This is a genomic window from Neobacillus sp. DHD-1R (assembly GCF_057747995.1).
Genome location: NZ_CM173232.1, coordinates 146,039 through 165,683, shown reverse-complemented (window position 1 = coordinate 165,683; position 19,645 = coordinate 146,039). Strand labels below are relative to the sequence as shown.

Below are 19,645 nucleotides of genomic sequence, written 5' to 3'. Positions count from 1 at the left end.
CGCGGTTACGGTTCCAGAACGTTGGCAACGGCGGCTGAACCCCCGCCATGAATCCCCGTTAAGATAAGCTCCGTTTGCAACTCGATATATTCTTCAAGGGTAAACAGCTTCCGCAGCGCCCAGCGGCGAAAGCCCCACATTTGCCCCTGGACAAAAATGTTATGGGCAATAATGGTCACTTGTTTTTCTGATAAGGCCAGTTCCCCGTTCTCGACACATCTGGACAGGAGGTCCTCAAACATTCCGACCATTTCCATTTCCTTTTTCAGGACATACGGAAGCGCATCCTTAGATAGCGACTTCACTTCTTGATACATAACGAGGACCTCTGCCTGCATTTCATCCATTACTTGAAAGAAATTGGCGATTCCGAGCTTCAAACTGTCGATCGTCCCCTTTTTTAACGCCAGATCCTGCTGGAGGCGTTCACTAACATGGTCGTAAATGCTGTCGCAGACAAGGTAAAGGACATCTTCCTTTGTCCGAATGTATTCATATAGTGTACCAATGCTAAAGCCGGCTGCATGGGCAATCTCCCTCGTCGTTGTCCGATGAAACCCCTTTTGTTTAAAAAGCGCTACGGCCCCTTTGATCATTTGGTCACGCCTTTTTTGGACGAGGCGTTCATCCTTGACCGAGGCCTGAACTTCCCTCTTTTTCATCCCTTCATCCGCCTTTGTTCGAATTAGGCGATCGCTGATTACCGCCTTTCATGTAATGTTATTTAGTTAACATCCGCGAAATAACGAGGCGTTGAATTTCTTGTGTGCCTTCGTAAATTTGCGTAATTTTGGCATCACGCATAAAGCGCTCGACCGGATAATCCTTTGTATAGCCATAGCCGCCAAACACTTGAACGGCTTCTGTCGTCACCTTCATCGCCGTATCGCCGGCAAATAATTTCGACATGGCCGACTCTTTTCCGTATGGTAAGCCATTGGACTCCAGCCAGGCCGCTTGATAGGTTAATAGTCTTGCTGCTTCAATATTGGTCGCCATATCAGCTAGCTTGAAGGAGATCCCTTGGTTTGCTGCAATCGGTTTGCCAAATTGATGGCGTTCCTTTGCATAGTCAACCGCGGCATCTAAGGCGCCTTGGGCAATCCCGACCGCTTGGGCGGCAATCCCGTTACGACCGCCATCAAGGGTCATCATCGCAATTTTAAACCCGTCGCCTTCTTCGCCAAGCCGGTTGGCAGCCGGAACCTTACAGTCTTCAAAAATGATTTCCGTTGTTGGCGAGGAACGAATCCCGAGCTTCTTTTCTTTTTTGCCAACAGAGAAGCCTGGGAAGTTGCTCTCAACAATGAACGCAGTCGTTCCTCTTTGTTTGCTGGACGGGTCGGTTAAGGCGAATACTACATAAATATCGGCCTCGCCGCCGTTCGTAATGAATATTTTTGCGCCATTTAGGATGTAATGGTCGCCTTCTAAGCGAGCTGTCGTTCTCATCCCGCCTGCGTCTGAGCCGCTGCCAGGCTCCGTTAACCCGTAAGCACCGATTTTTGCCCCTTCCGCCATTGGGCGCAAATAGGTTTGTTTTTGTTCTTCATTACCAAATTTGTAAATCGGCCAGCCAGCCAGTGAAGTGTGAGCCGAAAGCAGGACGCCGATTGACGCGTCTACGCGGGAAAGCTCCTCAACGGCGATGCAGTATGCCAAGTAATCACTGCCGATCCCGCCATACTGCTCCGGCCAAGGAATCCCGGTTAAGCCAAGCTCCGCCATTTTGTCGAAAATCTCACGATCAAAGCGTTCTTCCTCATCCCGCTCTGGCGCTGTCGGTGCGACCTCGTTGCGTGCAAAATCACGAACCATTTTACGAATCATTTCATGCTCTTCGGATAATTTAAATTGCATTCTAGGTTCCTCCTCTGAATAAAAAGATCATTTTACAAACTTGGGGGCTATCACACAAATTTGAGTGCTAATCTAAAGCTAAGGTTGCCTGATTCTACAAATTTGGATGGTAATACTACAAATTCAAGTACGATTTCTACAAATTTAACTAACCATTCTACAAAATCCAGTATTAATTCTACAAAACATGGGTTTTATTACCATTTTTAACTCATTCATCCTGAATCTGTAATCACTCCGAATCAAAGATACTTACTAATCACAATCCGCTGAATTTCGCTCGTACCCTCATAAATTTCCGTTACCTTCGCATCGCGGAAATAGCGTTCAACCGGGTAATCTTCCGTATAGCCGTAACCGCCAAACACTTGGATCGCCTCCGTCGCTACTTCAACAGCTGTTTTCGAAGCAAACAGCTTCGCCATCGAGGCTTCCAAGCCGCACTTCATTCCTCGGCTGCGTAAATCTGCGGCACGATAGACTAATAGTTTGGCAGCCTCCACACATGTGGCCATATCCGCCAGCTTAAAAGCAATTCCTTGCTGAGCGGCGATAGGTTTACCAAATTGGCGGCGTTCCTGCGCATAGGCGGCAGCTGCAGACAGTGCCGCCTCGGCAATCCCAAGTGCTTGAGTAGCAATCCCAATCCGGCCGACATCCAGGTTCGCCATGGCAATTTTAAAGCCTTCGCTTTCATTGCCAAGCAGGTTAGACACGGGAACCTTCATGTCTTCAAACGTCAGCTGCACCGTTCTTGATCCATGAAGTCCCATTTTCTTCTCATCCTTACCGATGATGAAACCAGGGGTATTTTTTTCAACAATAAAGGCGGCAATCCCTTTCGTTCCTAATTTGGGATTCATCGTGGCAAAGACAATATTCACATCAGCCTCGCCGCCGTTGGTAATAAACACCTTTGAGCCGTTAAGGATATAATAGTTGCCCATCTTCACCGCACGCGTTTTTAAACTGGCGGCATCAGACCCTGAACTTGGCTCGGTTAAACAGAAGGCCCCTAAATACTCACCCGATGCCAGCTTTGGTATATACTTTTGCTTCTGTTCCTCTGTACCAAAGTAAAGAATCGGGTTCGTGCAGACCGATGTATGGACAGATAAAATGACACCGAGCGTTGCACTTATTTTGGACAGCTCATGAATCGCAATAATATACGAGAGGAAATCCATTTCAGCCCCTCCGTATTTTTCCGGAACTGGAATGCCCATCAGGCCAATTGCGCCCATTTTGCGGAGGATTTCCCGTGGAAACTCTCCTTTTTCCATGTTCTTAATAAATGGGGTAATTTCGCGCTCGGCAAAATCACGGACCATTTTTCTCATCATCTCTTGCTCTGCTGTAAAAGTAAGATTCATGATTAACTCCCCTTTTTGAGGATGGATTCTTTTCGATGCCTACTACCAGGGGAGTTCACAGAATCAACGGTATGTAGCACGGTATGATCCACCTGGTTTTTCTGATCAGTCTATAACTGTCTAACTCCAGCTTCCAACGGCTAATAACCTCACGCTCTCGCTTTGCTTATTTTTCGTAGCTGTAAAATCCACGACCAGATTTCTTGCCGAGCCAGCCTGCTTTGACATATTTGCGGAGCAGCGGGCATGGACGGTATTTGTCATCGCCGAAGCCTTCGTGGAGTGTTTCCATAATATACAGACATGTATCTAAGCCAATAAAATCAGCCAAGGTCAATGGGCCCATTGGGTGGTTCATCCCGAGCTTCATCACTTCGTCGATGGCTTCCTTTGTGGCCACCCCTTCGTATAACGTAAAAATGGCTTCATTGATCATTGGCATGAGCACACGATTGGAGACAAAGCCTGGGAAGTCATTTACTTCAACCGGCACCTTGCTTAACGTTTTGGTTATATCTTCAATCACTTGATACACTTCGTCTGAAGTTGCGAGGCCGCGAATAATTTCGACGAGCTTCATGACTGGAACTGGATTCATAAAATGCATGCCGATTACCTTTTCAGGACGCTTTGTGGCGGCGGCAATTTCGGTGATGGGCAGGGAGGATGTGTTGCTGGCTAAAATCGCATGCGCTGGGGCAATTTCATCTAGTTGGGCAAAAATTTTCGCTTTAATTTCCATTTTTTCAACTGCTGCTTCGATCACAAGGTCAACGCTTGCGGCATCATTTAGGTCCGTTGACGAGGTCAGCCTCGCTAATACATCCTGCTTTTGTTCGTCCGTCAGCCGGCCTTTATCCACGTTGCGGGAAAGAGTTTTTTGAATAATACCTAAGCCTCGCTCGACAAATTCCGGCTTTAGGTCATTTAACAACACCTGGTAACCCGCTTGGGCACAAACCTGGGCTATCCCGGAGCCCATTTGCCCCGCTCCGATTACCATTACCTTTGAAACCTTCATTAGTTCCCCTCCATCTGAGGCCGGAACCTGCTCCGGCCTCTATTTTTAAAAACAAATTTTATGTTTAGATGGCGATCCGCCAGTTGCAGACCGTCAGCCCACATTTGCATATCGCTACCCGATATGTGCACACCGCTACCAAACAGTTACAGTTACTCTGCCCTTGGCACTTCGATCATCACGGCATCGCCCTGACCGCCGCCGCTGCAAATGGCGGCAATACCAATCCCTCCGCCGCGTCGTTTAAGTTCGTTTATCAACGTTACAATGATGCGGGCCCCGCTAGCGCCAATCGGATGACCTAATGCGACCGCACCGCCATTGACATTTACTTTTTCCGGATCAAGGCCGGCGATCTTACTGCTAGCTAAAGCAACTGCTGCAAAGGCTTCGTTGATTTCAAATAAATCAATTTCCTCCAGGCTTCGGCCAGTTTTCCGTAAAAGTTCATTAATCACAAGTCCTGGTGTTTGTGGGAAGTCCTTTGCTTCTACCGCAACGGCAGCATGACCTAGAATCACCGCTTCCACCTGAAGTCCTTCGCGGACAGCCCGTTCTTCGCTCATTAACACAAGCGCCGCCGCGCCATCGTTGACACCTGGTGCATTGCCTGCCGTGATTGTTCCTGTTGAATTAAACACAGGGGCCAGTTTGGCAAGTCGTTCAAAAGAAGTATCCTTGCGCGGGCCCTCGTCTTCCGTTACCACAACCGGTGCCCCTTTGCGCTGCGGCACTTCCACGGGAACAATCTCTTCGGCAAATTTGCCGCTTTCGATTGCAGCAATCGCCCGTACATGGCTTCTCAATGCCCACTCGTCTTGTGCCTCACGAGAAATCTCCATTTCGGCCGCTGTTGAGTTTCCATAAGTGCCCATGTGTACACCAGTGAAACTGCAGCTCAAGCCGTCATGAATCATTAAGTCTTGAACAGTGGAGTCCCCCATCCGGAAACCCCATCTTGCTTTTGGCATCATGTAAGGGGCATTGCTCATCGATTCCATTCCACCCGCTACAATCACCTCTTCATCACCAGCGCGGATAATTTGATCAGCAAGGGTAACACTGCGCATTCCGGAAGCACATACCTTATTAATAGTCTCTGTTTTGACGTCCCATGGCAGGCCGGCATGACGGGCTGCTTGGCGGGAAGGAATTTGTCCCTGTCCGCCCTGCAAAACGGTGCCGAGAATGACCTCCTGCACCTCTTCAGGCTTTACGCCAGCCCGCACGAGGGCTTCCTTCACCACAATTCCCCCAAGTTGTGATGCCGTAAGGCTGCTTAATGCTCCTCCTAATTTTCCAAACGGTGTTCGTACCCCACTTAAAATGACCGTTTTCCCCATACCAAACACTCTCCTTTTTTTAAAATATCCCCTTTGCATCGACTGAACGCTCGCTCGAAAAATACCCAAAAATTTAACGCCAGCAAGGATCCACCGTCAAACAACAAGCAAGCAGAAATCATGTAAGCGCTTTATACTATTATTCTATTTTATCTAAAAAATCACAAAAGTTGAAATATTTTACGCGAAATTCTTAAAAATTTAACTTTCAGCAGAACAGGCAGGAAGTTCCCCTTGAACAGCTGCCCGATGAATCTGCTGATCATCCAGAGGGGAAGGGCCCCCTCAGATGAAAATATTTCCTTAAGATGCCACGACTTTTACTTCCCCGCAAATCGCTTTTTCAAGCAATTCTGCAATATCGTAGGTGGACACCTTTTCTTCAACTTCTTTCGCCTTCGTTCCATCCGACAGCATCGTTAAACAGTACGGACAGCCTGAACTGATCACAGACGGTTTAACGGCAAGTGCTTGCTCGGTGCGGCTTACGTTAATGCGGTGGCCTGTTTCTTCCTCCATCCACATCAAACCGCCGCCGGCGCCACAGCACATGCCCTTTTCGCGATTTCGTTCCATTTCCACCAGCTTCACGCCCGGAATCGATTTTAAAATTTCCCGCGGTGGATCGTAGACATCGTTGTACCGGCCTAGATAACAAGAATCATGGAAGGTGATCGTTTCGTTGACGGCATGCTTCGGTACAAGGCGGCCATCACGAACCAACTCATAGAGTACCTCGGTATGATGATACACCTCGGCCTCTAAACCAAAATCAGGGTATTCATTTTTGAAAATATTATAGGCATGCGGATCAATCGTAACAATTTTCTTGACCTCAGCCTTTTCAAATTCCTCAATATTTTTTGCTGCAAGGTCTTGGAACAAGAACTCATTGCCTAGACGTCGGGCTGTATCACCAGAGTTCTTTTCTTTGTTGCCAAGGATGGCGAACTTCACGCCGGCCTCATTCAGCAATTTTGCGAAGGACAAGGCAATCTTTTGGCTGCGGTTATCGTAAGAGCCCATTGAGCCGACCCAGAAGAGGTACTCGAATTCTTCGCCCTTCTTGTTCATTTCCTTGACGGTTGGAATCTCAACATCCTCACGAGCCTCGCGCCAATTTTCGCGCTCTTTTCGGTTTAGACCCCATGGATTACCTTGGCGCTCAATATTGGTCATTGCACGCTGAGCATCCGCATCCATTTTTCCTTCGGTTAACACTAAATAGCGGCGCAGGTCGATGATTTTATCAACGTGCTCATTCATAACTGGACATTGGTCTTCACAATTACGGCAGGTGGTACACGCCCAAATCTCTTCTTCGGTAATGACGTCACCAATTAGGCTTGGACTATATGCCAAGGCTGCAGCCGTTTCTTCGGCCCCTTGACCGCTGGCAGCAAGGGCAATTTGGTTTCCTTTTGTGTTAGCAAACGCGAACGTCGGCACCCATGGCTGCTTCGACGTCACCGACGCACCGTAAAAGGTGAGATGGTCACGCATTTTCACGATCAAATCCATTGGAGACAACATTTTACCTGTTCCGGTTGCCGGACACATGTTGGTACAACGGCCGCATTCGACACAGGCATAAAAATCGATCATTTGGTGCTGGGTAAAGTCTTCAATTTTTCCAACCCCAAACGATTCTTGGGTTTCATCTTCAAAATCAACCTTTTTCAACTTACCTGGTTTGTCTAAGCGGTTAAAGTAGACATTTACCGGTCCAGCAATCAAGTGGGCATGTTTGGACTGCGGCACATAAACTAAGAAGGTTAATAAGAATAAAAGGTGAGCCCACCATGCTATGTAAAAGATAACAATCGAGGCGGTTTCACCAACCCACGAAAAAGCGAGTGAGAGAACCGAGGCGACAGGCTCCGTCCAGGAAGGCTCTTCTCCATGCCAGATTAGGCCCATCCCATTTCCGAGCAGCACAGAAATCATCAACCCGCCGATAAAGATAAGCACAAGACCTGATTTAAAATTACGCTTTAAGCGGACTAATTTTTCAACATAACGGCGATAAAACGCCCAGAACACAGCAACAAGAATCATTAAAGTGACAATTTCTTGGAAGAAGGTAAACCCGGCATATAACGGTCCCAGTGGCAAGTGTGAGCCTGGAACAAGTCCCTTCCAAATAAAATCAATTGCCCCAAACTGAACGAGAATGAACCCGTAAAAGAACATAACATGGATGGCACCGCTTTTCTTGTCCTTTAAAAGCTTTTTCTGGCCAAACACGTTCACCCAAATTTTTTGCAGCCGCTCTTTGACATTGTTATCAAACTCAACCTTTTTCCCGAGCTTAATAAACTCAATCCGCGTCTTGACCACATAAACGAATAGACTAATCGCGTAAGCGGTTACAGCAATAAACGCAATGAGATTGATCCATAATAGACCATTCAAATGAAACGCCCCTTTCTTTGTATTTCTAGAAAATAAATAATTTTCTGAATCCATATTTAACTCTATTATATAATGAATGAGCATTCAGTCAACCAATTTTTTGTAAAAATCGTTCGACTTATAGAAATGACTGCTCTCGGTAACACTAAAAAAACCGAATGGGGGATAGATTCTTAATGAAATTTGTACTCATTTTGAGCGGAATATTACTTCTCATCATTATATGGCTTGTCTTAGATTTTAAATTAGGCAGAAAGAAGCATCACTCCCTGGTTAGCAAAATGGAAACACCGATCCTCCACGGCCATTTTGACGTATATACCCATGGAAAGGAATTTTTCCATCATTATTTTACTGGACTGCGTCAGGCAAAAAAACATATCCATATCTTATATTATATTGTCAAAAATGATGACCTTGGCCGTGAGTTCTTCGCCATTTTAAAAGAAAAGGCGCAGGAAGGCGTAGAGGTTCGGCTCTTGATGGACCGGCTCGGCAGCTCAACGATTAAGAGGGCGATCGTGAAGACCTTAACAGAGGCGGGGATCCAGGTTGCCTTTAGCAATCGAATCAAGCTCCCCTACCTCTTTTATTCCGCCCAAGTCAGAAATCATCGTAAAATAACGATTATTGACGGTGAGATTGGCTTTATGGGCGGCTTTAATATTGGGAAGGAATATATTGATGAAGATCCAAAACTTAGTCCATGGCGCGACTACCAATTAAGGATGACGGGTGAGAGTGTCAATTTTTTGCAAAGTGAATTTTTGGTCGATTGGCACGAATACGGCGGCGAAAATCTCCATCAGCAGCCTGCTTATTTTTCAAAACAGCCTAAAGGGGGTATTCGCCATCAATTTATCCCAGCCGAGGCGGGGCAGCTGGAAGAACATTTCATTCTTCTGATTCAAAAAGCGACCCAAGCCATTTTCATTGGGACCCCGTACTTTATTCCTAGCCCGCGCATTTTCGCGGAACTAGTAGCAGCACGGCGGCGCGGCGTCAGCATTACGGTTGTTGTCCCCTACACTGCGGACCATATGCTTGTCCAAGAGGCCTCCTATCGCTATATACGAAAACTAATCAAAGCAGGGGTTCTCTTTTATCAATATAAAAATGGCTTTTATCATGCAAAGACGCTCTTCATTGATGATAAAATTTGCGATATTGGCACCGCTAATTTTGATAAACGCAGTTTATTTTTAAATAAAGAAATTAATTGCTATATTTATGATGCTGCCTTTTTGGAAAAATTGAAGGGAATCATTGAAAAGGATATCCTGGACTCCACTCAAATGTCCTTGGCGGCCCTCAATAAACCGAACCTGTTCAGATCTGTGAAGGAAGGTCTGGCCGGTGCGCTTTCTTGTTTTTTATAAAATTTAAGCGGGGAGTGATCCAATGAAGATCCGATTCGGATATGTTTCAACCGCGATTAGCTTATGGGACGCTTCCCCTGCGAAAACGCTCACCTTTACCCGTTACCAGCAGTTAAGTGCGGCTGAGCGCAAGGAAAAGCTGCTCGAGGTCACAAAGCAAAATCTGCATCATACGTTGCGAATGCTTTACTACAATCTGGCTCATGAAATTGAATTGTATCGGTTCTCTAGTTCAATTGTCCCGCTTGCAACTCATCCGGAGGTGCGCTGGGACTTTATGACTCCTTTTCAACAGGAATGGCAGGAAATTGGTGAGCTGGTCATCAAAAATCGCCTTCGGGTCAGTTTCCACCCGAATCAATTTACGCTGTTTACTTCACCAAAATCGATGATTACCGAAAATGCGGTGATTGACATGACGTACCATTATCAAATGCTGGAGGCCATGGGAATTGCCGACCGCGGGTTGATTAATATCCATATTGGCGGTGCCTATGGAGACAAACCACTGGCCTTAACGCGCTTCCATCAAAATTTGAAATCACTGCCTGCTCCTATTAAAAAAGTGATGACGTTGGAAAATGATGATAAAACCTATACGGCCGAAGAAACCATACTTGTTTGTGAAAAAGAGACTGTACCACTCGTGTTTGACTATCATCACCATATGGCGAATCTAAGCGCGGTGCCACTTGAGGAGTTGCTGCCGCGGATTTTTCAAACATGGTCCCATGTCCCTTCCATTCCGAAGGTTCATATTTCCTCTCCGAAAAATGACAAGGAATTCCGCTCGCATGCCGATTTTGTGGATCCGGACTTTATCATGCCCTTTTTGACGCTGCTGCGCGAGCTCGGTCAGGATGTCGATTTTATGATTGAGGCGAAGGCAAAGGACCAGGCGGCCTTGAAATTAGTCGAGGATTTAAGCAAACTGCGCGGCTATAAGCGGGTTAGCGGGGCCAGCATTGTAATAAAGTGAAAGAGTCTCCGAGTAACCTGGAGACTCTTTTCTATTCTTCAATTAGATTTAAAACGGGCACATCTTTCTCATTCTCCGGATCTTGCCGTGAATAAATCCGTGCCATTTTTGTGGCTTCATCCACATGTTGAATAATAACGGGTGTGCCGTCATAGGTTACATGGATCATATCAGCGGATTCAGCAATTTCTTTGGCTCTTCCAACATTCATTTCGGTTCACTCCTCACTAAATGTACTCTACTAATATTTGCATTTTTTTGGACGATATTCATAAAAATGGACCGTTTTTGAGAAAGTTTGTTGCACCCCCACTTTCATATTTACTGTCCACTTTATAAAAAAAAGCCCCCTTCATCTAAAAGGGAGCCACAAATACCAATGCTACATTTTTTCCGGAGCTGAAACTCCAATTAACGCTAATGCATTTTTTAACGTAATCTTCACGGCCTTTACCAGCCCTAATCGCGCCTTCGTCCGCTCTACATTCTCACGATCGAGCACTTTTTCAGCATTATAAAAGCTATGGAACGTCGACGCTAATTCAAAGATATAGTTCGTAATCCGGTGCGGCATACGCTTTACTGCGGCCTCACCGACAACGGACGGGAACTCGCCCAGCTTTTTCAACAAATCAATTTCCTTTTCAGAGGATGCCACTAAGGAAAAATCAGCCCCGGCATCTACCACAAAGCCTTGCTCCTCACCCGAGCGCAGGATACTTGAAATCCGGGCATGGGCATATTGCGCATAATAAACCGGGTTTTCATTCGACTCTGACACCGCTAAATCTAAATCAAAGTCCATATGCGTATCCGAGCTGCGCATCGCAAAGAAATAACGCGTCGCATCGAGGCCGACCTCATCGACCAAATCACGCATTGTTACGGCTTTACCGGTCCGCTTACTCATCTTCATTTTCTCGCCATTTTTGTATAGGTGGACCAACTGAATAATGCCAACCTCAAGAGTATCCTGGTCATAACCTAATGCCTGAAGTGCTGCCTTCATCCGCGGAATGTATCCGTGATGGTCGGCGCCCCAAATATTGATTAATTTTTCAAAGCCGCGATCGAGCTTGTCCTTGTGGTAGGCAATATCCGGCGTTAAATAGGTGTAGGAACCATCCTGCTTAATGAGCACGCGGTCCTTATCATCGCCAAAATCGGTTGAACGGAGCCATGTTGCGCCGTCTTGCTCATACACATAGCCGCTTTCCCGGAGTGCAGCAAGCGCCTCATCAATTTTTCCATTTTTATAAAGAGAGGTCTCTGAGAACCACACATCAAAGCCGACGCGGAAATCCTCTAGATCCTTCCTTAACTTCGCCATTTCCACATTCAAACCGTATTCACGGAAAAAGTTAAACCGCTCCTCTTCGGAAACGTTGACATACTTGTCGCCATACTCCTCGGCAAGCGTCTTGCCGATGCCGATAATATCGGCCCCATGGTAGCCGCCCTCCGGCATGTCTTTTTCCAGACCGAGTGCCTGAAAATAACGAGCTTCCACAGAGATCGCTAAATTATTTATCTGGTTGCCCGCATCATTAATATAGTACTCGCGGGACACATCGTAGCCGGCCTTCGCTAAAATATTGGATAGTGAATCACCCACAGCCGCACCGCGGGCATGGCCAAGGTGCAAGTCACCAGTAGGATTCGCCGACACAAACTCAACCTGAATTTTTTGGCCGCCGCCAACCGTTGTTTCCCCGTACTGATCCCCAGCTTCGAGCACTGTCGGAATCAATTCTGTCAAATAGCCATTGTTCATATAAAAATTAATAAAGCCCGGCCCCGCAAGCTCAATTTTTTCAATTGATGCCTTAGAACGATCGAACTGTTCCACTAACGCTTCCGCAATCACCCGTGGTGCCTTCTTGGCCACCCGTGCCAGCTGCATCGCCATATTCGTCGAATAATCGCCATGCGTCTTTTCCTTCGGGGTTTCGAGAATCACATTCGGAATTTGTTCCTCCGTTGCAAGGCCCGCCTTTAACACCGCCGCGCGGATTTCTTCCTTAATCTTACTTTGCACCTGTTCAACTATATTCATTTCCGATCCTCCTGAAAACTAATTTCTAAATGGTATGTACCGCCCGGCGAACCCTGCATCGTGAAATCATAAAGAATATCAATCAGACCTTCAGAATGCTCAATTCTTCTCGCCAATGTTATCGTCTCAAACACACCAAACGGCAGCTCGTAACTGCCTCGCAATTTCATATTTAACCGAAACGGGAGCCTCATCTTCACCGCACCGCCTCGTAATATCAACGCCTCATCGTCCGCCACCTTCACAATCGTGCGGACTGTGCCTTCCTCGAGTTCTTCCTCATACTGTAAAAAAGAAGCATTTCCCTTTTGATAGTATCGGCCAAACACCATCAATTCAAAAGTCTCCTGTTCATCAATCGTCGTCTTCACCTTAATCTTCATGGGTATTTCATTCATCGCCAAACGAATCAGCACATCCTTTATCCCTTTTTACTTTAATAAAAGGATCTTTGCGTCTTTAACTGAAATCTACCGCAACACCGCAGCACTTTTTCTATTATAAACATACTAACCATACAAATCAAAGATGCCCGCCCCAATTCGGGACGGGCAAATGGTGTCAGGCACCATTTACAATCTATGTGACTTACAAATGGTGTCAGGCACCAAAAGTGTGCAGCATTATTTTACCCAGCCAAGCAGCATTTCACGGATTAGTTTGCTTGCCGTGTTTGCGGTTTGTTCAGATGGATCGTAGATTGGTGCTACTTCAACAAGGTCACCGCCAACTACTTTCACTTCGGAACGAGCAATCGCATGAATCGAGGCAAGCAATTCTTTTGATGTGATGCCGCCTGCATCAACGGTTCCCGTACCAGGCGCATGAGCCGGATCCAGGACATCAATATCGATCGTGACATAGACAGGACGACCAGCCAGCGTTGGCAGGATCTCCTTCAAAGGCTCAAGCACTTCAAATTTAGAAATATGCATGCCATTTTCTTTCGCCCATTCAAACTCTTCCTTCATTCCGGAACGGATCCCGAATGAATAAACATTTTTCGGACCGATATGTTCCGCAATCTTACGAATTGGGGTTGAATGTGATAACGGCTCGCCTTCGTATTCCTCGCGCAGGTCAGTGTGCGCATCAAAATGGATAATCGCTAAATCCGGATATTTTTTATGGACAGCCTTCATGACCGGCCAAGAAACAAGGTGCTCGCCGCCCATGCCAAGCGGAAATTTACCCGCATCAAGAATCTGGTCAACAAACTCTTCTATCATATCAAGGCTGCGCTGGGCATTTCCAAACGGAAGCGGAATGTCACCTGCATCGAAGTATTTTACCTCTTCAAGCTCACGGTCAAGGTATGCACTATATTCCTCAAGACCAACCGACACCTCGCGAATCCGCGCTGGGCCGAAACGTGAACCAGGACGGAAGCTTACTGTCCAATCCATCGGCATCCCGTATAAAACAACCTGGCTCTCTTCAAAATTCTGGTGACTCTTAATAAACATATTACCTTGATAAGCTTCATCAAAACGCATCTATGTATCCCCTTTTCCTATGGGGGTCACTCGCCCCCACTAGTTTAACGCACTGCTGTATCAGGGGTCAGTCCCCCGTCCCTTTAACGCACTACCGCGCCGGGGGTCTGACCCCTATAGGAGGGATGACCCCACCCAGTTACTTCACTAAATCGCCCACGAATTTAGGTAAGACGAAGGCGGCTTTGTGTAGTTCTTTTGTGTAGTATTTTGTTTCGATTTCGTGGAAGCGGTCATCGCTTACTTCTAATGGATCGTATTTCTTTGAACCGATTGTGAATGCCCATAAACCACTTGGGTATGTTGGAATATTAGCCACATACAAACGAGTAATCGGGAAGATTTCTTTCACATCGCGTTGAACATTCCGAATTAGATCCGCTTTAAACCATGGATTATCGGATTGCGCCACGAAGATTCCATCTTCTTTTAATGCCTTAGAAATACCCGCATAGAAGCCTTTTGTAAATAGGTTTACGGCAGGACCAACCGGCTCCGTCGAGTCTACCATAATAACGTCATACTCTTTGTCGCTGTTGGCAATATGCATAAAGCCGTCATCGACTCGCACATCCACACGTGGGTCATCAAGCTTTCCAGCAATCTCAGGAAGGAACTTCTTTGAATACTCAATCACTTTCCCGTCAATATCCACAAGTGTTGCTTTCTTCACACTAGGGTGCTTTAACACTTCGCGAATAACGCCGCCATCGCCGCCGCCGACAACAAGCACATTCTCAGGGTTGGGATGAGTAAACAACGGCACATGGGCCACCATTTCGTGGTAAACAAACTCATCACGAACAGAGGTCATCACCATGTCGTCTAATAACAGCATGTTGCCCCACTCTTCTGTTTCAATCATATCAAGCTTCTGAAATTCAGTTTGTTCTGTATGTAAGGTTTTATTTACTTTCATTGTAATACCAAATTTTTCGGTTTGATACTCTGTGAACCAAATAGCCATGCCCATCTTCCTTTCATGATTTCTTTTATTGTCCAGCTCAAGCACTCAGCAACTGTGTAGTGGCGCTTCCGCAATTCTTCTTTTTTATGCTACCCAAACTATTGAATTACAAACATAAGAAAAAGTCTAGCAAAAATTAAAGAATTTTTCCATCGAAGTATAAAAAGACTCTATTTTTACAATACTATTACTATCTAATTTTTTTAAAACTGGAAAAACAAGCGATCTAGCTGGAGTTCTGCTCCATGCGCTTCCACTAAAAAGGCGAGGTGAACCTAGATGGAAATCATGACTGATCAGGGATTTCGGAAGACGATCAAATATTTGCGGGTATTCATAATCATCAGTTTGATCGGCATGATTTGTATGCTTATTCTCCTCTTTGGTGTACTGGCCTATGCAAAAATTTTAGGCGCACCACCGCTGGCCGTGCCACAATCGACCTTATTTTTCGCTGACGATGGGACATTAATTGGCGAGAGTAATAGCGGTCAAAAACGCTATTGGGTCGGAATGAAAGATATTTCACCTGATTTAGTGAATGCAACCGTCTCAATTGAGGATAAAAATTTTTATGAGCACCATGGGTTTGATTATAAACGGATTGCTGGTGCAGTTGTGGCCGATATTCAAGCCTTTGCCAAGGTGCAGGGTGCAAGTACCATCACCCAGCAATATGCTCGGAATCTTTTTCTTGAACACGACAAAACGTGGAAGCGGAAACTGATGGAGGCATTCTATACGATTCGGCTCGAAATGAACTACTCCAAAAAGGATATTCTCGAAGGCTATTTAAATACCATTTACTATGGGAACGGTGCCTATGGGGTGGAAGCCGCCAGCCAATTTTATTATGGTAAAAAGGCGTCTGCGCTAACCCTAGCAGAGGCAAGTATGCTTGCCGGAATTCCAAAGGGGCCGGGCCTCTATTCACCGCTTGCCTCCATGGAAAAAGCAAAAACACGCCAAGCGATTATTTTACAAACGATGGTGAAAAACGGCTACATTACCAAAAAGGCCGCTCAAACTGCGGCTGTCCAGCCGCTCACATTGGTAGGCGAACAAAGGACACAACGAATTAAAACAGCTCCTTACTTCCAGGATGCGGTTCAAAATGCATTGAAAAATCAATTACATTTAGATGACCGGACGATCGCCCTCGGTGGTTTAAAGGTATTTACAACCCTAAATATAAAGCAACAGAAAGCAGCCGAAAGGCAGGTCAACAACTACGTGGCCAGTTCATCTGAAATTCAAGTAGGGCTTGTCGCAATGGATCCGAAAACGGGGAATGTCAAAGCCATGGTTGGTGGCCGAGACTATGAAAAAAGTCCATTTAATCGAGCCGTTCAAGCAATCCGGCAGCCAGGCTCGACGATTAAGCCGTTGCTGTATTATGCTGCCCTTGAACACGGTTTTACCCCTTCATCAACCATGCGAAGCGAGTTTACCACGTTTAAGTTTGATAATGGGCAGGCCAATTATACACCGCATAACTTTAACAATAAGTATGCGGACGGCGAAATTACCCTTGCCCAAGCACTTGCCGTCTCCGATAATATTTTTGCTGTAAAAACGCATTTATTTTTAGGAGAAGAGACGTTAATAGCAACAGCCAAGAAATTTGGGCTTTCTACCAAAATGGCCGAAGTCCCGTCGTTAGCATTAGGGACATCTGGTGTACGCGTCATTGAAATGGCAGATGCCTATAGTATGCTTGCCAACGGTGGAAAACGAGTTAATCCGTCCTTGATTACGAGAGTGGAGGACTATAATGGGAATGTCATTTTTGAAAAAGAAGATCGCGCGGAGAAGGTATTAGACCCTGCCAAGGCCTATGTCATGACACAAATGCTGACAGGCATTTTCGATCCTAAGTTAAACGGCTATGCCAAAGTAACGGGCAGCACGGTTATCAAAGATATAACCCGGCCATATGCCGGAAAATCGGGCTCAACCGAAACCGATAGCTGGATGATCGGCTACTCTCCGCAGCTCGTAACAGCGGTTTGGGCAGGCTATGATGTCGGTAAGCCGATTAATCTTGTCGCGGAAAAAACGTACGCTAAGAATATCTGGGCTAACTTTATGGAAGAAGCATTACAAGGGAAGCCGGTCAAAGCATTTAAACCGCCTAAAGAGGGTGTTGTCGGTGTTTATGTGAACCCGGCAAACGGTAAGCTGGCAACAAGAGATTGTCCTGTAAGACGGCTCACTTATTTTGTGGCAGGCACAGAGCCGACTGAGTATTGCACTGATCATTTAAAAAATAAAAATCACAAACCAGCCAATCAGAAAGAAACCCAAAAAATACCTTGGTATAAAAAAATCATGCCTTGGAGCTAAGAAAAGCGGAAGCGCCCTGGTCAGCGGCATATGGTATCACCTAATAAATAGAAAAGCTCCGGATGGCTCCGGAGCTTTTCTTGTCCTAGTTTTACAGTATTTTCACACTGAATACCATAAATACTACCGATTTTCAAAAAAAACTACAAGTAAATTCCATTCTATTTTTCTAAAAAATTTTACTCTGTTAATAATCCCTTTTTCAATTCTTCCGTAGAGTTATTCCATAAAACCTCATTATGGTTACGCAAGAACTCCGCTAACACCTTTTTCGACTTGTCATCCATTTCCTCGATGATAATATGACGCTTCAACGACTTATCCATCCGGTTAACGTGTTCCGGCAAGGATTTGTAGCCGCGGCGGATTTCACGATCCACTGTCATATAACAAGCGGTTACCCCAGCATAGTACGGACCTTCTGGCATGCGGTCGATCGTCACCCATACAAGCCAGTATGGTTTCCCGTTTGGAACCTCTTCTTTATTTTTCAAAAATTTAATTCCCTTTTCAACCGCACTTCGGGCATGCATGGCGCCAACATCAATCTCCGCCTCGCCGGCATCGACATCTATGATGACAGGTGATACATTATCAAGGCTTAGAGCCCCTTTACCAAATCCTTTGTGACCATCCGTCGGGTCACTTTTAATAATATTAAATCCGAGTTTCTTCTTATTCTCTGCCATTGTTGGTGTAGGCCTCCTTTATAAAAATAAACCTCTAATAAAATTCCCGAGCACACTCCACAGCCAGGGGATGACATTGTTAAAAATCGGCTGAATGGTGTAGTTATTTAATGGCGGTACCATCACTAAAATTAAAAAGATTAAGATTCCATATTGTTCAAATTGCGTCATTTTCGCCCTGGTATGGTTGGGGACTAAATCCTCGACAATCCGATAACCATCTAGCGGCGGAAGCGGCAGCAGGTTAAAGACCAATAACACGAGGTTCAGATTGATAAAAATCTCTAAAAAATGGGCGAAGTTGTCTGATATGGTTACACCGAAGCGGCTTAACCCAAAGGCTGCTGCAAAGCCAAGCATCGCCAAGACCAAATTGCTCAGCGGCCCCGCGACAGACACCAAAACGCCAGCTAAGCGCGGCTTTTTAAAATAAAAGCGGTTGACCGGGACTGGACGGGCCCATCCAAAACCTGCGATTAAGATTAAGATCGTCCCAAATGGATCCAAATGTTTAAGCGGGTTCAACGTCAGACGCCCTTGCTTTTTGGCGGTATTGTCCCCAAATTTATATGCAACATAGGCATGGGCAAACTCATGGAATGTAAAGGCAAAAATAAGCGTAATCGCGACATACGGAATCACCGATAGCGGATATGCCAGAAATCTTTCCAATATGGTTTCTCCTTCCCTCTTGTAACGGATGGGGTCGACCCACGTTGAGCTAGCCAGCCTCCGTTTTTCTTGTTATAAAAGAATTTATAAGTTTAAGCTTTGAGAATTGTCCAGCTCCAGGCGCCATCGGCTAGTGTACTTCGCTCTTCTCCCTGCGATAAGTCAACATCGGATCGCTCCGCTCACCGTGTTTCCTTTATCTCAGTCGAAGCGCTCCAGTCCATACACCGATAGGCGGGCGCCTTGCGCTTTTCTTATGCAGATGATTTGTTCCTTTTAGTATAACTGAAACCGCTCGTAAAAAGAAAATCAAAAGTGCAACCATTATTGCACTTTTACTTTATTTATGGAAAACTACAATTAGTTCATTAAAAGGAGGAAAGACTTATGCCATATGTTACCGTTAAAATGCTTGAGGGACGCAACGAAGATCAGAAACGTGCGTTAGTAGAAAAAGTAACCGAAGCCGTCAGCGAAACCACAGGCGCTCCAAAAGAAAACGTCACTGTCTTCATCGAAGAAATGAGCAAAAACCACTACGCAGTAGGCGGCGTCAGAGCAAGCGATAAATAAGGTGTTAATGATGTTAATGGTGTCAGGCACCATGTGAAATTTTCACAATGTTTTTAGTGATCTTAAACCTAAGCAAAAGAGTGTGAAATCAATTTCACACTCTTTTTGGTTACATAAATTTTATCTCATCTTTTGGGCTGTCAATTTTCATTTTTTCTAATTCGAGCTTCATTTTTTCTGTCTCGATTAAATAGTTTTCGTGTTTTAATTTTTCGAGCTCGAGCTGATCCTTGAGCATATTGGCCTTAATTTTGGACTGTTTCTGAAAGTGGGTGGTTAAGATGGCGATAATCGGAATTCCAAATACCATAATAACTGCAATCGTTCCCGTCATAATGAAGAGCCTCCCTAAAAAAAATCACTTTATCCAAATGATAACAAATGAACAAATAAATGGGTATTCTTTTGTTAAGCATTCCCAAGACAAAAGCCGCCTGGAGATCGATCGTCATCGCTCCAGGCGGCTTTTCTTCCAT

The 19,645-nt window shown here is 45.5% G+C and carries 18 protein-coding genes; 4 read left to right on the top strand and 14 right to left on the bottom strand.

Annotated elements, in window-relative coordinates; translation table 11 throughout:
• Positions 1-5: 5 nt before the first annotated feature.
• The 6 genes from AC3ANL_RS00785 to AC3ANL_RS00760 all read right to left on the bottom strand — a co-directional run bounded on the left by AC3ANL_RS00785 (position 6) and on the right by AC3ANL_RS00760 (position 8,012).
• Positions 6-662, bottom strand: coding sequence for a TetR/AcrR family transcriptional regulator (locus tag AC3ANL_RS00785; RefSeq protein ID WP_488327394.1), 657 nt, complete (start codon positions 660-662; stop codon positions 6-8).
• Between the two features lie 58 nt (positions 663-720).
• The gene (locus AC3ANL_RS00780) at positions 721-1,860 is read right to left on the bottom strand and encodes an acyl-CoA dehydrogenase (RefSeq protein ID WP_488327393.1); all 1,140 of its coding nucleotides are present in this window, start codon (positions 1,858-1,860) and stop codon (positions 721-723) included.
• A gap of 242 nt (positions 1,861-2,102) precedes the next feature.
• Positions 2,103-3,233 (bottom strand): acyl-CoA dehydrogenase, encoded by a 1,131-nt coding sequence (locus tag AC3ANL_RS00775; protein ID WP_488327392.1) that lies wholly within the window; start codon positions 3,231-3,233, stop codon positions 2,103-2,105.
• A 166-nt stretch (positions 3,234-3,399) separates the two neighbouring features.
• On the bottom strand, positions 3,400-4,254 hold the full coding sequence (locus AC3ANL_RS00770) for a 3-hydroxybutyryl-CoA dehydrogenase (protein ID WP_488327391.1): 855 nt from the start codon (positions 4,252-4,254) through the stop codon (positions 3,400-3,402).
• A 152-nt stretch (positions 4,255-4,406) separates the two neighbouring features.
• A complete protein-coding gene (locus AC3ANL_RS00765) occupies positions 4,407-5,597 on the bottom strand; it encodes an acetyl-CoA C-acetyltransferase (RefSeq protein ID WP_488327390.1) in 1,191 nt (396 codons plus the stop codon).
• 303 nt (positions 5,598-5,900) lie between these two features.
• A complete protein-coding gene (locus tag AC3ANL_RS00760; protein WP_488327389.1) occupies positions 5,901-8,012 on the bottom strand; it encodes a (Fe-S)-binding protein in 2,112 nt (703 codons plus the stop codon).
• Between the two features lie 176 nt (positions 8,013-8,188).
• Between AC3ANL_RS00760 and cls the strand changes: the two genes are divergently transcribed.
• Both cls and uvsE read left to right on the top strand, forming a co-directional pair.
• Positions 8,189-9,391 carry a cardiolipin synthase gene (gene cls / locus AC3ANL_RS00755; RefSeq protein ID WP_488327388.1) on the top strand — a complete coding sequence of 401 codons (1,203 nt, stop codon included), beginning with the start codon at positions 8,189-8,191 and terminating at the stop codon, positions 9,389-9,391.
• Positions 9,392-9,413: 22 nt separating this feature from the next.
• On the top strand, positions 9,414-10,370 hold the full coding sequence (uvsE, locus tag AC3ANL_RS00750) for a UV DNA damage repair endonuclease UvsE (protein WP_488327387.1): 957 nt from the start codon (positions 9,414-9,416) through the stop codon (positions 10,368-10,370).
• A gap of 31 nt (positions 10,371-10,401) precedes the next feature.
• Here the strand turns inward: uvsE and AC3ANL_RS00745 are convergent, their stop codons facing one another.
• The 5 genes from AC3ANL_RS00745 to speE form a co-directional block, all read right to left on the bottom strand.
• Positions 10,402-10,581 carry an H-type small acid-soluble spore protein gene (locus tag AC3ANL_RS00745; RefSeq protein ID WP_488327386.1) on the bottom strand — a complete coding sequence of 60 codons (180 nt, stop codon included), beginning with the start codon at positions 10,579-10,581 and terminating at the stop codon, positions 10,402-10,404.
• A 171-nt stretch (positions 10,582-10,752) separates the two neighbouring features.
• Positions 10,753-12,426, bottom strand: a complete 1,674-nt coding sequence (gene argS, locus AC3ANL_RS00740; protein ID WP_488327385.1) for an arginine--tRNA ligase — start codon at positions 12,424-12,426, stop codon at positions 10,753-10,755.
• Positions 12,423-12,842 (bottom strand): YwiB family protein, encoded by a 420-nt coding sequence (locus tag AC3ANL_RS00735; RefSeq protein ID WP_488327384.1) that lies wholly within the window; start codon positions 12,840-12,842, stop codon positions 12,423-12,425. Before AC3ANL_RS00735 ends, argS begins: the two co-directional genes overlap by 4 nt.
• 207 nt (positions 12,843-13,049) lie before the next feature.
• A complete protein-coding gene (gene speB, locus AC3ANL_RS00730) occupies positions 13,050-13,922 on the bottom strand; it encodes an agmatinase (protein WP_488327383.1) in 873 nt (290 codons plus the stop codon).
• 139 nt (positions 13,923-14,061) lie between these two features.
• Positions 14,062-14,889, bottom strand: coding sequence for a spermidine synthase (gene speE / locus AC3ANL_RS00725; RefSeq protein WP_488327382.1), 828 nt, complete (start codon positions 14,887-14,889; stop codon positions 14,062-14,064).
• A 279-nt stretch (positions 14,890-15,168) separates the two neighbouring features.
• On the opposite strand from speE, the gene AC3ANL_RS00720 reads away from it, so the two are divergent.
• Entirely contained in the window at positions 15,169-17,235 is a 2,067-nt protein-coding gene (locus AC3ANL_RS00720; protein WP_488327381.1) for a transglycosylase domain-containing protein, read from the top strand.
• 179 nt (positions 17,236-17,414) lie between these two features.
• Here the strand turns inward: AC3ANL_RS00720 and AC3ANL_RS00715 are convergent, their stop codons facing one another.
• Positions 17,415-17,924, bottom strand: a complete 510-nt coding sequence (locus tag AC3ANL_RS00715; RefSeq protein WP_488327380.1) for a YwhD family protein — start codon at positions 17,922-17,924, stop codon at positions 17,415-17,417.
• An 18-nt stretch (positions 17,925-17,942) separates the two neighbouring features.
• Positions 17,943-18,596, bottom strand: coding sequence for a site-2 protease family protein (locus tag AC3ANL_RS00710; RefSeq protein ID WP_488327379.1), 654 nt, complete (start codon positions 18,594-18,596; stop codon positions 17,943-17,945).
• A 387-nt stretch (positions 18,597-18,983) separates the two neighbouring features.
• Between AC3ANL_RS00710 and thmT the strand changes: the two genes are divergently transcribed.
• Positions 18,984-19,169 (top strand): 2-hydroxymuconate tautomerase, encoded by a 186-nt coding sequence (gene thmT, locus AC3ANL_RS00705; RefSeq protein ID WP_488327378.1) that lies wholly within the window; start codon positions 18,984-18,986, stop codon positions 19,167-19,169.
• 109 nt (positions 19,170-19,278) lie between these two features.
• On the opposite strand, the gene AC3ANL_RS00700 is transcribed toward thmT, so the two are convergent.
• A complete protein-coding gene (locus AC3ANL_RS00700) occupies positions 19,279-19,503 on the bottom strand; it encodes a hypothetical protein (RefSeq protein WP_488327377.1) in 225 nt (74 codons plus the stop codon).
• Between the last annotated feature and the right edge of the window lie 142 nt (positions 19,504-19,645).

Excerpts from the sequence above, each read along its gene's own strand:
- AC3ANL_RS00715 (WP_488327380.1), bottom strand. The coding sequence starts at position 17,924 with ATGGCAGAGAATAAGAAGAAACTCGGATTTAATATTATTAAAAGTGAC.
- uvsE (WP_488327387.1), top strand. The coding sequence starts at position 9,414 with ATGAAGATCCGATTCGGATATGTTTCAACCGCGATTAGCTTATGGGAC.
- speE (WP_488327382.1), bottom strand. The coding sequence starts at position 14,889 with ATGGCTATTTGGTTCACAGAGTATCAAACCGAAAAATTTGGTATTACA.
- AC3ANL_RS00785 (WP_488327394.1), bottom strand. The coding sequence starts at position 662 with ATGAAAAAGAGGGAAGTTCAGGCCTCGGTCAAGGATGAACGCCTCGTC.
- argS (WP_488327385.1), bottom strand. The coding sequence starts at position 12,426 with ATGAATATAGTTGAACAGGTGCAAAGTAAGATTAAGGAAGAAATCCGC.
- AC3ANL_RS00700 (WP_488327377.1), bottom strand. The coding sequence starts at position 19,503 with ATGACGGGAACGATTGCAGTTATTATGGTATTTGGAATTCCGATTATC.
- AC3ANL_RS00775 (WP_488327392.1), bottom strand. The coding sequence starts at position 3,233 with ATGAATCTTACTTTTACAGCAGAGCAAGAGATGATGAGAAAAATGGTC.
- AC3ANL_RS00780 (WP_488327393.1), bottom strand. The coding sequence starts at position 1,860 with ATGCAATTTAAATTATCCGAAGAGCATGAAATGATTCGTAAAATGGTT.
- cls (WP_488327388.1), top strand. The coding sequence starts at position 8,189 with ATGAAATTTGTACTCATTTTGAGCGGAATATTACTTCTCATCATTATA.
- AC3ANL_RS00720 (WP_488327381.1), top strand. The coding sequence starts at position 15,169 with ATGGAAATCATGACTGATCAGGGATTTCGGAAGACGATCAAATATTTG.
- AC3ANL_RS00765 (WP_488327390.1), bottom strand. The coding sequence starts at position 5,597 with ATGGGGAAAACGGTCATTTTAAGTGGGGTACGAACACCGTTTGGAAAA.
- AC3ANL_RS00770 (WP_488327391.1), bottom strand. The coding sequence starts at position 4,254 with ATGAAGGTTTCAAAGGTAATGGTAATCGGAGCGGGGCAAATGGGCTCC.
- thmT (WP_488327378.1), top strand. The coding sequence starts at position 18,984 with ATGCCATATGTTACCGTTAAAATGCTTGAGGGACGCAACGAAGATCAG.
- AC3ANL_RS00745 (WP_488327386.1), bottom strand. The coding sequence starts at position 10,581 with ATGAATGTTGGAAGAGCCAAAGAAATTGCTGAATCCGCTGATATGATC.
- speB (WP_488327383.1), bottom strand. The coding sequence starts at position 13,922 with ATGCGTTTTGATGAAGCTTATCAAGGTAATATGTTTATTAAGAGTCAC.